At 55.7% G+C, this 15,141-nt stretch carries 10 protein-coding genes; 2 read left to right on the top strand and 8 right to left on the bottom strand.

Annotated elements, in window-relative coordinates; genetic code table 11:
• Positions 1-1,464: a trypsin-like peptidase domain-containing protein gene (locus KIT79_02300; protein MCW5828124.1), complete on the bottom strand. Its 1,464-nt coding sequence runs from the start codon at positions 1,462-1,464 to the stop codon at positions 1-3.
• A gap of 166 nt (positions 1,465-1,630) precedes the next feature.
• On the opposite strand from KIT79_02300, the gene KIT79_02295 reads away from it, so the two are divergent.
• Positions 1,631-2,575 (top strand): diiron oxygenase, encoded by a 945-nt coding sequence (locus tag KIT79_02295; protein MCW5828123.1) that lies wholly within the window; start codon positions 1,631-1,633, stop codon positions 2,573-2,575.
• A gap of 462 nt (positions 2,576-3,037) precedes the next feature.
• Here the strand turns inward: KIT79_02295 and KIT79_02290 are convergent, their stop codons facing one another.
• The 7 genes from KIT79_02290 to KIT79_02260 all read right to left on the bottom strand — a co-directional run bounded on the left by KIT79_02290 (position 3,038) and on the right by KIT79_02260 (position 12,397).
• Complete coding sequence (locus KIT79_02290) at positions 3,038-4,522, bottom strand: alpha/beta fold hydrolase (protein MCW5828122.1); 1,485 nt, start codon at positions 4,520-4,522, stop codon at positions 3,038-3,040.
• A complete protein-coding gene (locus tag KIT79_02285; GenBank protein MCW5828121.1) occupies positions 4,522-5,637 on the bottom strand; it encodes an alpha/beta fold hydrolase in 1,116 nt (371 codons plus the stop codon). The genes KIT79_02290 and KIT79_02285 overlap by 1 nt, the downstream gene beginning before the upstream one ends.
• 5 nt (positions 5,638-5,642) lie before the next feature.
• Positions 5,643-6,575: an alpha/beta hydrolase gene (locus tag KIT79_02280; GenBank protein ID MCW5828120.1), complete on the bottom strand. Its 933-nt coding sequence runs from the start codon at positions 6,573-6,575 to the stop codon at positions 5,643-5,645.
• 405 nt (positions 6,576-6,980) lie between these two features.
• Positions 6,981-7,904 (bottom strand): NAD-dependent epimerase/dehydratase family protein, encoded by a 924-nt coding sequence (locus tag KIT79_02275; GenBank protein MCW5828119.1) that lies wholly within the window; start codon positions 7,902-7,904, stop codon positions 6,981-6,983.
• Positions 7,905-8,034: 130 nt separating this feature from the next.
• On the bottom strand, positions 8,035-8,610 hold the full coding sequence (gene dcd / locus KIT79_02270; GenBank protein MCW5828118.1) for a dCTP deaminase: 576 nt from the start codon (positions 8,608-8,610) through the stop codon (positions 8,035-8,037).
• Positions 8,607-9,794: a site-specific DNA-methyltransferase gene (locus KIT79_02265; GenBank protein ID MCW5828117.1), complete on the bottom strand. Its 1,188-nt coding sequence runs from the start codon at positions 9,792-9,794 to the stop codon at positions 8,607-8,609. Before KIT79_02265 ends, dcd begins: the two co-directional genes overlap by 4 nt.
• A 203-nt stretch (positions 9,795-9,997) precedes the next feature.
• A complete protein-coding gene (locus KIT79_02260; GenBank protein ID MCW5828116.1) occupies positions 9,998-12,397 on the bottom strand; it encodes an endonuclease MutS2 in 2,400 nt (799 codons plus the stop codon).
• 291 nt (positions 12,398-12,688) lie between these two features.
• On the opposite strand from KIT79_02260, the gene KIT79_02255 reads away from it, so the two are divergent.
• Positions 12,689-15,133, top strand: coding sequence for a LysM peptidoglycan-binding domain-containing protein (locus KIT79_02255; GenBank protein ID MCW5828115.1), 2,445 nt, complete (start codon positions 12,689-12,691; stop codon positions 15,131-15,133).
• Positions 15,134-15,141 lie beyond the last annotated feature (8 nt).

Here is a 15,141-nt window from a genome sequence, read left to right as displayed (position 1 = left end):
TTACTTGATGTTGTACCGGGCGCGAATCATCTCGTCCTGTGCGGCAATCTGCCCGAGGTCGAGGACGATTTTTTGACCACCCTCCAGCTCGATTTCCAGCCAGTCACGGCCCTGAATATCGGCCAAGGCCTCCTGTGCGTCCCTCATGCGCGTGATATCGCGGCCGTTTATCTTCGCTACCCGGATATTCTCTACTTCGGAGCCGTATCCACGGTTTACGGGAGCATTATAGATTTTGGCAATGACGACCAGTTGATGGATTCCATCCTCACCTACCAGTTTTTGCGTAAACGGCCGGATTGAGGGCGGTAGCCGGTCCGAGCTAGGACCGCCCCACCGGTAGAGGTACATTCCTTCCACGCCCATCAGGACAACGCCACCGACGACAGCCCAAGCTGGCGGAGTATCGTAGTTGGGCAGGTCCGGAATTACCGATGAAATGTACGGTTTGAGCTTCAGACTCAAGTTCATCACCTCGCCATTGCGTGAGATCATCACGGGCAGTTCTTCACCTACCTCCTTGCCTGCCATGAGATAGGCAAGGCCGATCTTGGAATTGTCACGAAATGGAATCCGCCCATCGTTGAATATCTTCTGGCCGCTGATGGAAAGAATGACGTCATCCTTCTGAAGTATGCCGTCGGCAGTGGAGCCGATGGCGATACCCGTCACCCGGACACCGGTCTGGCCGGATTTCAGCTTAAGATAGGCGCGAAGGGCATCGCTTTCGAGGGACTGGAACTGGATACCGAGGTTTGTTGTGCCCTCGATTGATCCATCATCGGCGTCCTTGAGGAACTGCTGTACGACGAGAGCCGGGACAAAATAGCCGAGCCCCTCACCTGAAGTATTCTTCTGGGTGGCAACTCCCAGACATTCGCCTGTAGTGTCAGAGAAAACCGGACCACCGGAGTTGCCAGGATTGATCGCAGCGTCCGTCTGGACAATCAGGTTTGGCTGGTTGCTGTGCACATATGGCAGAATGTCTATACGGGACACGACGCCCTCGGTGTAGGATATCTGGCGACCGCCGGTCGGATAGCCCACCGTGACTACCTTCTGCCTGTGATTGGGTAGTGAGCCAAAAGTGATAGGCCGGGCGCGACGAAACGGCCGGTCATCCCCCTTGAGCCGTATGAGACTGAGATCAACCTGATGATTTACGGCCTTTACTTCGGCCTCGATGCGGTCTGGATGGCCAGGAATTTCCACTTCAATATAAGTGGCAGCAGCAACGCAGTGGCCGTTGGTCAGGATGCCCTCGCGGATGAAGAACCCAGTACAGGTGGAATCGGTAGCCGGCATTTTTGTCCAAGGTTGACTGACGTTCCAGAACTGGCGTGTCGTGAATATCTTGACGACTGATGGTTCGAGTCTGGCAAGATCGGCCGCCTTTGCCGGGATGACGGATACACCAGGAATAAAAAACCCATATAGGAAGAAGGTGAAGACCAGTTTCCGCATTATGAAGTCCTTTTCGGGGCGAAGTCGGTAAGGAGGGCACTTATTCTGAAGTCTGGTGGCTGAGGGAGCAACCGGAACCTTGCCCCCAAAGGGGATTGGGGCTAGAAGAAAATAGAAATGACGCATGCGTCAGTCGCGAGCCTGGTGCGGGGAGAGTGCTTATCCGATGGACCTAGAGCGAATGCTGGATCGTTGTCAGAAGGGGCAGTGGGATGCCGATGACTTCGATTACACAGGCCAACCAATTGCCCTCTCGAAGTTTGACGAGATCGAAGTTTGCCAGGCCTTGACCAATCTCATTTACGTGGAACGGATAGCAGGCCTGACATTCCTGGAACTGTCGAAAAAGGTGAGCAATCCCACGTTAAAGCTGATCTATGAGAGTTTCCACGCTGATGAGGTGCGGCATTCGGTCGCAGTGGCCAAGCTGGCCGACTATTTTAATGTCCATGACTACAGGATTTATACGCCGGATGAGCGGCTCACGATGCTGGTCCGCTATATCACACGAACCATCCAGGAGATTAACCCTGCCTTTGCTTCAGCGATGGTGACGCTGGGAGAACTGGTGCTGGATGTGGCGCTGCTCAGGGCAGTGAATGATTATATTGAAGACCCGCTTTCCCGCGCCGTGATCGAGAAGATCAACCAGGATGAGTCGCGGCATATAGCCATGGATTTTTACTTGATGGAAGAGTTTGGGAGGCAGGAGACAGCACCTCCCAGTGCGGCTGACCTGGCGCGGCTTCTGTCGAATCTGAACCTGTTTGGTTCGCTCACTTGGGCTGTGCTGTTCTTCGGCAACTTTTTTGTTCGTGTAGTAGCGGTAATGGATCCCGAGGGTTCACGGTTCCTCGAAGCGCAAAAGCGGTTTGAGATGCTTGGTCAGAAAAATCCCGACATTGCGAAGAACCGGGGGTACAATATCCTGCTGTCAGTATCGAAGGTGCTGCGCGAACTGTTTCCTAGGTACAATGCAGTGACGAATGTCCTCAAGGTCGGCGTGAAAGGCGAGATAGCTCGTGCTGAATCGGTTGGGGAAAAGCACTCGGCCAAATCCTCGCATGCCCCGGCTCCGATAGCCGCTGACTTAGCCGTCGAGCTCAGTTGAATGGGTTGCCCACGGAAAATTTCTGATCTGATCCCAATAATACCAATAAAATCAGTATATTATTCCGAATTCGAAGGATAACTGTTCCTCCAGGTAGCATTTGGGTATGGGACAAGTGATCGAACCCATTTAGCATCATAACCATTTGAAATTACAGGTGATTCCTGTGCATCATATCCTTTAGGGAAACTTTCTGTATAAATTCTCGGGAATGGTTGAATGGGGTTTCGGCGGTGGTCTAATTTTTGAGCGGTGGTGAATGGGTTTCCGGGGTCTTCCTCAGGTTGCCCACAAGCAGCGACAGCGGCTTGTCCGGTCTGTGACCGTTCACAACCTATTTTGGACTTGGCCATCAAGATCAGGCCACCGCCTGTGTTGCCTCGATCGTAATTGGTAAGACGCCCCGGATACTTCGGCGAGTATCCGGGGCGTCGCTTTTACAGGAGGACTGATGGCAGGATATCAGAAGCCGGGGAGAATCTCGCGGAACGGGATCTCTTCTGGCACCAGATCCTGACCTTCACGCTGTTCAGGCGCAGTTTCTGGTTTCTTTTCTGCATCGGGAATCTCTTCCTGGACCGGCTCAGGGACAATGCCGAGCTCCTCGGTCACTGCACGTTCGGTCCATTCGTGCAGGCATTTCCCGACTTCCGGATACACGTCTTCCAGGGCGTAGTCATTCAGCAGGTACCCCAAGTGCCCGTAGTTATCGTTATGTCCGTTGACCTTTCCAAAGTTTATGAGTTTCCGCAGGCCCGGTTCGACCAGTTCGGAGGCCATGATAACCGTCTCAGGTTCGACGAAATTGTCACGCCAGCCGGTCATGAAACAGATCGGCGACTTGATCAGATTCATGTCTTCTACGTATTTAACGGTAGTGTCTTCAGTGCCATAAACCTTCTCTTCCTGAAGCCATAGCGACATCTGGCGCAGGATATCGACCCGTATGTTCTCGATGCCGTGGTCCAGGAACCGTTCCAGCCGATGCTTGTTCAGGAAATAGTCGTTGAAGAATAGCACTCCGAGCAGCGTTTCGGTGTTTTTGGCGAATGGCGCAGGCAAGTAATAGCCGTAGCGAGTGGTAACTTCCACCAGATCCCGGTTCTGGAACAGCTTGTCGCGGTTGTTGAACAGAGACGTCAGCGTATCGTTCGGATGGTAGTAGAGAAGGGGGGCACCCAATGTTACCGCGCCGGCTACCATCCGGGCATACCGTTCGTTCTGCATGATTCCATATACAAGCGTGCCGCCGGTTGAATGTCCCACCAACAGCACCTTGTTGATTTCGAACTGCTTGGTGGCGAAATCTATCGTTGCCTGAATGTCCTTGAGGTAATCCTCAAATACCCAGGTGGTTCGTGCTGATGGCGCCGCGAGAGCGACTGACGACAACCCATGGCCACGGAGCTCAATGACATAGGTGGGATATCCCCGAGATGCCAGGTACCGTGCGAGCGAATGGTTCCGTCCGAAATCGAAAATGTAACGGTTCATCCCTTCGCCGTGAACCAGAATGACGGGATACAGTTTTTCGTAGGTGGACGCTTCGTAATACTGGACCGCAATCTTCCAGCCATCGTCGGTCTTGACCCGGTGCAGGGTGCCCTCGCCGTACCGGCGGGATCCGGCACCTATCCGGCGCTCAGCCTCGGTGATCGGGATCGATGTCTCGTCGGCATACTTGAGGGCCGGATCAGGAGCCTCGTAAGGGAAGTCGTCCTTGCCCGGTTTGAAGCGCTGGTCCGGGACGGGGGGTGCTTTGACGTCCGGATTGGAAGGGGCAGCTTCAGTCTCCTGCGGAGTTTCTGACGCACCGGACTCATGGGTTTCCTCGGCAGTGGGTGCATCATCCGAAATAGACCCCAATGACTCCTGTGCCTCGGCAGCCGTAGTGCCAATCAGAGTTACGGCAAAGAAAAGTGCCAGATACCGCCGAGGCGTATTCATCAGAACCGCCCCCATGCCTGGACGCCCGGCGTCCGTGCTTCGATCCACTCGAATACGACGGGAAATACTTCATCGTAAGCGCCGTCACCGAGCAGGAGTCCCAAGTGGCTGTAATCATGGATATAGCCATAGTCCCGGCCGAACACGAGCAAGGCCCGGTCCGAGACCGTGAGCGAACGAAAACCGTAGTTCACCGCTCCAACTGGAGCGACACGGTCTTTCGCACCGGAGATAATCAAGGTTGGTACACGCACAAGGCCCAGCTTCACGCGATAGCTGAGCTGGAGATCAGACGAGAGGAAATCCTCGTTCTCCACCCACTTGAGTACCTGCTGGATCACCCGCGGCGAAATATTGTCGACGGCCGTGAGTCCGAGTCGCCGTATGATGGGCGTCCGGATAAAGGAGCCGGCTATGTACATCTCATGGAAGAGCTCTAGCTTTTCAGGCTTTTCCAGTGCGAACTGCAATGTCAGGGGGTCATCCTTGCCAAGCTGGCGAGCCAGGCCAATGGCTTTCGAGACCGACTCGTTGAATTCAGACAGAAAGGCGGGCGGCGAAAAAAGGATGACATTCGCCACTTCATCAAAGAAGTTTTCGAGTTCGAGGTATCCGTAGATCGCCATCGCTCCCACGCCATGCCCTACGAGAGTCACTTGCCGGGAGCGGGTCTGGCCCTGCACGAAGCTGATGGCAGCGGGAATGTCCTTATGCACGTAGTCGTCGAACGTCCAGTCCCAGTCTTCGTCGTTATACCATTCCGGCTTCGTCGAATCGCCATGGCCACGCAGATCCAGCAGCCAGATATCAAAGCCATAGCGAGAGAAAAAGTGAATGATCGATCGCTCTCCGGCCACGGTCCAGAAATTCCGGTTAAACCCCTCGGAGTGAATGAAGATGAGAGGAGGCATGTCAGGATTGATCTGGTTCGGCTGGATACGCTCAAGCGCGAGTATCTTGCCATCGGTGGTCTGGGTAAACAGCACGTCCGGGCGCCGGGAAACATTGGGCAGAAAACGTTCGAGCCGGAGATTCGGATTGAATGCTCGTCCCTGGCAGCCTGTGCAGGCAATCATCACAGCTATGACGGCAAAGAGATGGCGAAAGGAGATCATGATAATCAGTGATTCTCCAGCCAGGTGAAGACAGTTGGAAAGACCTCAAGGGCAACCTTGTCGCCCATCACAAGATCCAGATGCCCGTAATCAACTGCGAAGCCGTTGGCAGTGCCAAAAACGCGCAATTCCTTGTCCTTCGATCCGATTTTGTCGAAGGCGGTTTTCACTGCCCGTGGTGTGGCGATGGCGTCCACCTTTCCAGTACCCACAAAACAGGGAATCTCGATCTGCTGCAGGAGTTCCTCATAATTGAGCAGCTTGTCTGCTGAGCGGAATTCACCGGTGCTCACCCAGTCGGAAGCCTGTTCAAGCAGGGTTGTCGGGAAATTGGATACCGAGTTGTAGGCCACCATGGAAATAGCGCGCGGGTTGATCGCCTCGTTGTTCCACAGGAGAGCATCGAACCGTGTGTCGGTCCAGCCGAGATTGTTGGCGGCAGCCTTGGCCGCCAGCTCGGCATATATCTTTGGAGTCACCATGAACAGGCCTTTTACCTTCATGATGAAATCAATCGCCGAGTTGCGATCCTTGAAGTTGGATGGCCCGGAGAGGGCGACAAGATTCTTCACGCCACCGCCATCAGGATTGGTACTCAGGTATGCATAGCCCAGCATCGCCCCCAGGCTGTGCCCAATGTAGGTCAGGTTATCGCGCTGGGTGGTATAACGGATGTAAGTAATGAGGGCGGGCAGATCCACCTTCATATATGTGTCAAAATTGTAGTCGGCCTTGCGGTCGGTAAAGACTGCCGAACCATCGCTTTCGCCAGAACCGCGAAGTTCCGCTACCCAGACGTCGTAGCCTTTTTCAAGAAGGTAAGTGGCAAAGGACCGGTCGCTGGAGAGTGACCAGGTAAACCGGTTGGAAGCGAAACCATGAACCAGCAACACGGGTTCTTTTTCGACCGATAGCTGTTCAGGCTTGTACCGGTGCATAGCCAGCTTCCAGCCGTCACGGGTTTCGGTAGAATGCCGCTCGTTGGCCGTTGAAACTGACTGAATCCAGAAACAACCGGTATTGAAGGCACACGTCAACAGCACCACTGTCAGGACAGTGATCCAGCCTCGTTGGCTGCGGGGCCGTTGGCAGAATTCAGACATACTGGCCTTCATCTTAAATGACCCTGCCCGGTACCTCTCCGGTCAAACCGGATGGCCGTCCGCTCTCCCTCATGCATGACCCAGTGGGTTCCAAAGGCGCGATCGTAACCGCCGGTCCGGGGACGGGCAACGCGGATGAACACTGATTTTATAAGCCGTTACGGAGGGGAAACCAGCATCCAGCGGCCGTCTCCCCGTAAAGCTTTGTAACAGGGAAGGCCATATCAGGGATGGCCGGAATCAGCTCTGAATGCCCCACTTTTGCCGGAAAAACTCAGCGGTGTGGCGCACACCCTCTTCGAAATTTACTGTTGTTTTCCAGCCCAGTTCCTTCTGGGCCTTGGCTGGAGAGACTTCCTTGCCGCCATAGTCACCGGGGCGTTCGGGGGTGTGGACAATATCGATAGGCTTGCCCACCGCCTTGATGACGGCCTCGGCTACCTGTTTGACGGTGATCTTCTCGGGGCCCTCAAGATTGTACACCTGTCCAGCTCCCTCATCCTTCATGGCCAACACATGCGCCTTCGCCATATCGGTCACATAGAGGAAATTCCGGAACTGTTCGCCTTTGCCGGCGACTGTGAGGGCTTCGCCACTAAATGCTTTCTTGAGGAAGATCGGAATCAGCAACTCCTCGCGCATCCGAGGGCCATAGGGAATGCCATAACGAAAAATTGTTGTCTGGAGGTTATACAGTTGCCGGTAGTTGTGGCAGAGCATTTCGGCCGCCATCTTGGTCGAAGTATATATATGTCCTGCTTCGGCGAGATAGAACGGAGAGTCCTCGACGATCGGTTGGGGAGCCTGGGAACCTGCGTAAACCCACACGGTACTGGCCAGGTAAACCCGCTTCGCATTGTGGATCCTGGCTGCCTCCAGCACATTGGCTGTCCCCTGCACATTCAGAGCGGTCGTGTAGACAGGATACTTGAATGCATAATTCACGTTGGACACGGCTGCCAGATGGAAAATGTGCTCGCAACCTTTGGTGGCCGAGATCATCGAGGAGAGATCAAGCAGGTCCACATCTTCGAAACCCACGTCTGTCCGGTGGGGACGTACACGGTGATCAATCACAATGACGTCGTGTCCGGCCTCTTTCAGGGCATCCACTACATGGGAACCGATAAATCCGCTGCCACCGGTGACTGCACACTTGGCCATGGGTTGAAACTTGAGACCTCCAGGGAAGATTGGGAACCTGACGAACTAGACGGCGAAACCGCCACGAAAGCTCCCGATTGACGAGAGGTGCTTCCGCCGGGCGCGGTCTAGCGGGGTGGCGTGGAGAGAGTCAAGAACGGGGTTTGCGTCTGGTCCGGCCTTTAACACTCCGCTGGTCTCGGAAAGTTTCCTTTTGGGCCGTTTCCGGAGGAGCGGAAAGCTCCTCGAAAACAAGCTGGCAGATTGGATCGCCTTCACGGAGCAGCAGCTCAAACGGTCCGTGGTTCAGGATTTCTAGCGTGATCTGGCCATGGGTATCGGCGTGGATAGTGGGGGCAGTCATGTGCACCGAAAGCCCCAGACGGGCAAGCGAGCTTCGCCCCTCGACCCTCGCCGCCAGACGTGACCGGGAAGGGATTTCTATCCGTTCACGGGTCAGGGCCAGACAGAATATTCCGGGCTTGAGGCGCCATACTCCGTCTGGTCCGGGTGCCAGGCGCTTGAGTCCACTGCGGGCGACCCGGGCGAAATCAAACTGTCCGATGGCAATGCGTGTCCCCTTAATTTCAGGCTTCCAGACATGCACACCGCCGCCGAAGGCGAGATCAACCGCCGATGTCTGGTATGCTGAATCAGGCGGCGAAGGGTCTATGCGAATGCGCCCAGATGACAGCGCTCGCCGGATATCCCGGTCGGAAAGGATCATGGGGTAATGTTTATAACATGGGCTGGGCGGGAATGTCCTGCCTGTTTTCCTGCCTTCATCACCAGTTCCCGGAACCCGCCTCCTCCAGTCCATCTGATGGTTTTGGCTATACCACTAGTGTCGGTGCCGTTGATAACTCGCTGCAGCCGCTTCCTTGAGAGCCGGTGATTATCCGGACTCGCTTCAATAGAAATCCATTGGCGGTCCAGTTTGTGTGCCACGGCTGCGGTTGTGCCCGAGCCACCGAAAAAGTCGAGAACCAGATCACCCGGTGAACTGCCAAGGTTGATCACCCGTGCCAACAGGGTTTCCGGCTTTTTGCCGTCCTTAAGCCTGACGCCACCTTCGCTGGCGATGCCGGTCCAGGGAATATCGGCCCAGATATCACTCAGGGGTTCGGCAGGAACAGTTTGTCCATTCACCTTGGCGAGCCGCCGGTCGTAAAAGAGCATCTGGTTTCCGTTCAGGATGTAAAAATCGCGGAGGTTCTCGCCAGGATGAATAAATACCCGGCCGGGGTATTTGAGCGATCTAGTGATGGTAGTGAGCCGCTTCTGGCGGGCACCACCCCGGATTACGGCCAACCGGAATACCCGGTCCGCATCGCGTGTAGCGAGTTTTGCCAGCTCAAGCTTGAAAGCGTCCGCTCCCACTCGTCGCCGGGCCTCTGCGGGGGAGCGAAAACCCAGTTTTTCGGCAACTACCTCCTGGACCGGTCGCCAGTGCCAATGTTCGGATGAGTCTTCGCGGTTTTCCAGAAAGTAACGGTACTGGAAGTCATAGTTCCGTTCCCGATAAAGCCGTGTGAGTGGTCTTTGTGTCCGGTCTTTTGCATAAAGCAGGATGTAATTGGCGCTTGTGAGCAGTGCTGCACCTGTGATCCTGAAACCTGATGGTGGAGTTGCAGCGACACATATCTGGTTAAGAAAATTCTCCGCACCAAAAATCTCGTCCATCAACGCGCGGAGATTTCCGGCCTGCCCCGTGCCGATATGGATGGCAATGGTCCCGTCTGGGCGCAGGAGGTCACAGGCCAGTCGAAGCCGTTCTTCCATCATTGAGAGCCAGACACTGGTATCGAGTGCATCGTCATAGGCAGCAAAATCAGTCCGGCCTGTATTAAAAGGAGGGTCGGAATAGATGAGCTTTACCCGTCCGGCATAAGTTGCCGTAAGCACTTCCATTATCTCGGCATTTTCGCCGTGTATGAGGAGATTTTCACTCCCGTCGCCGAAGGAGCGCTGTTCTTTCAGCCAGGAACCACAGGCTTTTTTATCACTGGCGTTGGCTGGTTCGTTCCGGCCCGTGGCTGGGTTCCATCGTACCTTTGCTCCTCTTGCAGGCCAGTGAAGACGGACCGATGGCAAAGACTTGAGGGCCACCAGAGTCATCCTTTCAAGAGAACTTCGGTAACACCGTGGCCGCCAGCCTGTGGCACTGCCGTTTCGAACCGGGCGACATAAGGTGAACATTTCAGGTATTCACGAACGGCCTTCTGGAGTCTTCCGCTACCTAAGCCGTGGATAATCCGCACTTTGTCCATGTTCTGGGCCATCGCCGTATCCAGAAATTTCTCTACTTCCTTTAGGGCTTCTTCTTCACGCATACCATGAAGATCAAGCTCGATATCATCCAGTCTGGATTCCATCTTCGCACCGAGCGGAATCCACTGGCGGCGTTCCTTGGCTTTTGCTGTTTTGACTGGAATCAGGCGGTCGAGTGTGGTTTGCGTACGTTGGCCGCTGAACTCCACCCAGACGCGTCCCTTTCCATCCGGAACCGAATCGATCCGGCCGATGGTATCTGATCCCCGAAGCCGCACGGGTGTTCCCGGCCGGGCGGCCTCTTTGGTCAGGGCGGGGCTGGCATCACGGGCAATCTCTACGGACTGGGCTTTTCCTGAAAGATGTATAGCCCGCTGAATGGCTGAATCGGCCCGTTTTACCAGATCGCGGGCTCCGGCTTTTGTCTCTGCCTGTTTACGGATCATTTTTACCAGGCTCCGGAGTTCGTTTACTTCTTCGCGGAGTTGCGCGACGTCAGTGCCCAGTTTTTTGCCTTCGGCCGTTTTCAGCTTGGCAATTTCGGCCCTGAGTTCCCGCTCGGTTTTCTCAAGGTCTTTTCTTTCGCCAATGAGGGCATTGCGTTCCAGCTCAAGCGTCTGGTTCCGGTCCTCCAGCTCCTCAATGAGACGAGTTACCTCACGACCGGATTCAGACAGGAACCCCTGCGCCCTCTCGATAATTTCCGCCGGGAAACCAAGCCTGTCCGCCACCTCTATTGCCCGTGAATGGCCAGGTACACCCACCCGGATACGGTAAGTCGGCTTCAGCGTCACTGGATCGAATTCCATCCCCGCCACCAGCCGCCGCCCATTTTCAGACGGTAACAGCTTCAGATCGTCGTAATGTGTCGAAATAACGGCGAGGACGCCACGCGCATCAAGCGAGTCCAGTAGGGCCCGGCCCAGTGCCGAACCCTCCGCTGGATCGGTTCCGCTTATCAGTTCGTCCATTACAGCGACTGAGCCCGGCTGGGCCTCTTCCAGAATCCGGCGAATCTGAAAAAGGTGTCCGGAAAAACTGGATAACGCGCCGGAAAGATCTTGGGTATCGCCGATATCTGCATAAACCGCCGGTACAAAAGGTATCTGGGTTCCTTCAGCAGCAGATACCGGGACACCGGCACGTACACACAGGGATGCGAGTCCCAGTGATTTGAGCAGGACGGTTTTCCCTCCAGTATTGGGTCCGCTCACAATAACCATGCGGCACCTGGCGTCGATTTTCAGATCATTCGTTACGCATGGTACTTGCTGGAGCCGGAGCAGGGGGTGGGCCAGTGCCTTCAAGTGAAATCCCCGGGAGTCTGGCGGGGCGAGGTCCGGCACTGTCGCTTCAGCACGAACCGCATATCGTACCCGGGCCAGAATGAGGTCGATCTCGGTGAGCAATTCCAAGTTTGTGGACAACCGGAAAGACCGGGCGGCCACTTGTGTGGATAGTTCGCGCCGGATGCGGAGTTCCTCGCGGGCCAGGTCTGCCATGGCCGTTTTTAGCCGGTTGTTCGCGTCGATCACCTCGACAGGCTCGATAAACACAGTCGCGCCAGTATTGGATGTATCGTGCACAATGCCGTCAATCTGTGCCTGAGCGCCGGCTTTCAGCGGAACAACGAACCGGTTTTCACGGAGTGTGAAAAATTCGTCCTGCAGGAACGGCTGGAACCTGGATGACCGCAATACTTCCATCAGACGCGTTCGAAGTCCCTGTGACCGGTGACGCACTTCTTCACGGAGGCGCGCCAGTTCGGGCGAAGCGCTGTCCTTGAGCGAACCGTCCGCGTCGAGCGAATCTTCCAGTACGTCAAGGAGTTCATCTACCGGCTGTATTCGCGCGAGCCAGCCGGCAAGTGCTGGCCGGCCGTTACTGTAATGGCCCAGCACCCGGTGATAGCTCCGTGCGGCGCTGGCTAGGTTTGCCACGTCACGCAGTTCGGTTCCTTCCAGTACAGCACCGCGTTCGGCACGAGCCGTAACTGGTGTGATGTCCACAAGGTTCGCGAGACCGGGCCATGCACCTAAACGATCGACTTCGGTCGCAGCCCGGATCAGCGTATAAATCCGTTCCACATCTTGACGAGAAAGATTCGGCGTAAGAGAGCGCATGCGCTCGGCCGCCAAGGGACTCTGGCAAAATGCCGAAAGAGCGACACGTACGGCTGGCCATTCAAGCCGGTCGAGCGACCAGTTCTGGGCAACAGACAGTGTCAGAGTGATTGTGGACAAGTCCGGGCCTAACTCCCTGAAATTAATGTTACTTATGGAATGTCCGTTAATCCGAAAACCGCTTGAAAACCAGTTGACCCTTCGGATCAAGATGGACACAATGACAAAGAGCGAACTTTTCCTTTTGCGGAGCGTCGTAACGATTCGCCGCTGGGGCGGGTGGAACTCCTTAAGTGGTGGAATTCCATCCGTTTTTCAAGGAAACCGGACGGCGCGTCGACCAGAGGCGCTGCACACAACCGTTCGGAAAATGCCAGGTGGGGCGATACAACTTGGAGGCCTGAAATCCGGATGAAGTGGTTTTCCCTGAAGACCCTGACCGCCATGGGTGGTTTTTTTCTCGTATCCTGTGCCACGAAAGCGGCACCTCCGCCAACTGTGGCGGAACTGGAGGCAGGTGACTGGGTCCGAATAGGCTCATCGCTGGAGCCCGTCGTTCCGTCTGCCACCGTTTCCCCCATTTCCCAGAATGAGCCTCTGGCTGACGCTGGGAATGCGGCCGATAATTCTCTTGACGACACCGACGCTGAAGACAGTGCCGCGGTTGCTTCCCTCGATAGCGAGGGTGCCGACCCTTTTGAGTCGTTCCTGTCCGAGGGCTTGGAAGAAATGGAAGAGATTCCAGCCGACGTGCCGGAAGTCGAGGGACAGACCGCTCGTGAGATCATCCTGCCGTCGGATGGTTTTTTCTCTCAGCACGACACAGAGCTGTCGGAGCGGCTGGGAGGATTGACCGTATTCAGAGGGTTTCCGTCCGAGGGGAAAACACCACGTCACTTTGTCCCGATTGTTTACAATTCAGTCGTCGAAAAATGGATTGCCTATTTTGTCAGCCCCAAGGGTGCCCCCTATATGGAGCGCTGGCTTGCCCGCGAGAAGCGTTATTCGCCGCTGATTCGCCAGATTTTGCAAGACCGGGGGCTGCCTGAAGAGATTATTTACCTCGCCATGATCGAGAGTGGATTCAATGTGCGGGCCTATTCAACGGCCCGTGCAGTGGGACTATGGCAGTTCATCGCGCCGACGGGCGTGAGATACAACATGGCGATAAACTGGTGGGTGGACGAACGGCGTGATCCCATACGGGCGACGCATGCGGCGGCCAGTTATCTGGAAAACCTCTACAACGAATTCGGAAGCTGGTATCTGGCCTTTGCCGCCTATAATACCGGTGAAGGGAAAATTCGTGCAACCAAGCGACGCAGCGGTTCGGACAACTTCTGGGCGATGCGTACTATCCGCAGTAAGCGGATAGGTCTGTTCCCCGAAACCCGGGAGTACGTGCCGAAATACATGGCCGCCGCGATTATCGCCCAGGCGCCTGAGAAATTTGGCTTTCATCATCTCCCCGAAGTCGAAGCATTCGACTACGACACGGTGACGGTTCCCGGCGGGACCAGCCTGTACCTGGTTGCCACGGCTGCCGAGTGTGACTTTGAGGACATCAAGCGACTCAACCCGCACCTGCTCCGGTGGTTCGTTCCCCCGAATGTAGCCAGCTATGAGATTCGGGTTCCGGGCGGCAAGGGTCCCGGTTTTCTTGCCCGTTTCGATGAACTTACCCAGTCCGAAGGACTCGATGATTTTATGCGCTATGAGGTGGCTGGAGGCGACACGCTGTTGTCGGTTGCCTACAAGTTCGCCACTGACCCGGACGCCATTTCCCAGATGAACGGCGGCGTAAAGGCAGTTCGTACGGGACAAATGCTGGTTCTTCCGGTACCGCGCACGATGGAGCCGCTGGAACTCCCCAAAAACTGGAAGCATGCCCGCAATCTGCTCAAGCGGCACGATGCAGTGGAGCCGATGAATGCCCGTGAAGTGGGTCATGTGGTCGTGTCGCGGGAAAACCTGCGCAGCATTGCCAGCCAGTACGGTGTGACCAAAAATGCGCTTAAGCTCTGGAACCGTATAGGTCGCCGTGAAGGAGTGAATGCGGGCGACGTGCTTACGATCTACAAGTCGACCGGTGATGCACGAAGTGTGGCTCTCGCCTCGACGGCTTCGCCCTATGTGGAGGTCCGTCCGCTGCCGGATGACGTGTCAAACAGTCCGGTTAATCCCATCAAGGGGATGGTTGAAGAGCGCCCCCTGAAATTCTCCGCCCCGGCGAGTGCTGGTGGCGGGTATACCTCTGGTGACGGCAACTACCGGATTCGGGCTGGTGATACGGCTATTGCAATTGCCCGTGATGCAGGCATTTCGCTGACGGATCTGCGCCGGCTCAATCCGGGTGTGGATTTAAACCGGATATATGCCGGTCAGAGAATCCAGGTTGCACTTCTGGAAACGTCGCCCGCATCGCGTCCCATAACGAAATCGGTTTCGGCATCAGCCTCCAGTTCGGCTCCGGATACAGGTTTGCCCAGATTGCATATGGTCCGTTCCGGTGAAAATGCCACGACGATCGCCCGTCGTTACGGGCTCACGATCAACCAGATCACTCGGCTCAATCCCGGCAAGAATCTGGACCGTCTGCATGTAGGCGACAGGCTTGTACTCCGTCCGGCATTACCATCAGCAACGTCCGTCACGACAGCCACCGCGGCCCGGAACAATATTCCTGCCGGCGTGGAGCGGTTGCACAAGGTTCGCTCGGGCGAGAATGCTAGCGCCATTGCGCGCCGTTATGGTGTTTCGCTTACTGACCTTCGCCGCTCGAATCCTGGCGTTAATCTGGATCGTATTCGTGCCGGACAGACACTGGTGATTCGCGAAGGCAACCAGCGGTCCTGATGCCGGGC

Source organism: Deltaproteobacteria bacterium (genome assembly GCA_026129095.1).
GTDB lineage: Bacteria > JAGRBM01 > JAGRBM01 > JAGRBM01 > JAHCIT01 > JAHCIT01.
The sequence above is the reverse complement of the archived record's forward strand: the minus strand, read 5'-3'. Positions and strand labels throughout refer to the sequence as shown.

Bases quoted from the DNA above. Each gene is read 5' to 3' on its own strand.
- KIT79_02300 (MCW5828124.1), bottom strand. From the start codon at position 1,464: ATGCGGAAACTGGTCTTCACCTTCTTCCTATATGGGTTTTTTATTCCT.
- KIT79_02295 (MCW5828123.1), top strand. From the start codon at position 1,631: ATGGACCTAGAGCGAATGCTGGATCGTTGTCAGAAGGGGCAGTGGGAT.
- KIT79_02290 (MCW5828122.1), bottom strand. From the start codon at position 4,522: ATGAATACGCCTCGGCGGTATCTGGCACTTTTCTTTGCCGTAACTCTG.
- KIT79_02285 (MCW5828121.1), bottom strand. From the start codon at position 5,637: ATGATCTCCTTTCGCCATCTCTTTGCCGTCATAGCTGTGATGATTGCC.
- KIT79_02280 (MCW5828120.1), bottom strand. From the start codon at position 6,575: ATGCACCGGTACAAGCCTGAACAGCTATCGGTCGAAAAAGAACCCGTG.
- KIT79_02275 (MCW5828119.1), bottom strand. From the start codon at position 7,904: ATGGCCAAGTGTGCAGTCACCGGTGGCAGCGGATTTATCGGTTCCCAT.
- dcd (MCW5828118.1), bottom strand. From the start codon at position 8,610: ATGATCCTTTCCGACCGGGATATCCGGCGAGCGCTGTCATCTGGGCGC.
- KIT79_02265 (MCW5828117.1), bottom strand. From the start codon at position 9,794: ATGGAAGTGCTTACGGCAACTTATGCCGGACGGGTAAAGCTCATCTAT.
- KIT79_02255 (MCW5828115.1), top strand. From the start codon at position 12,689: ATGAAGTGGTTTTCCCTGAAGACCCTGACCGCCATGGGTGGTTTTTTT.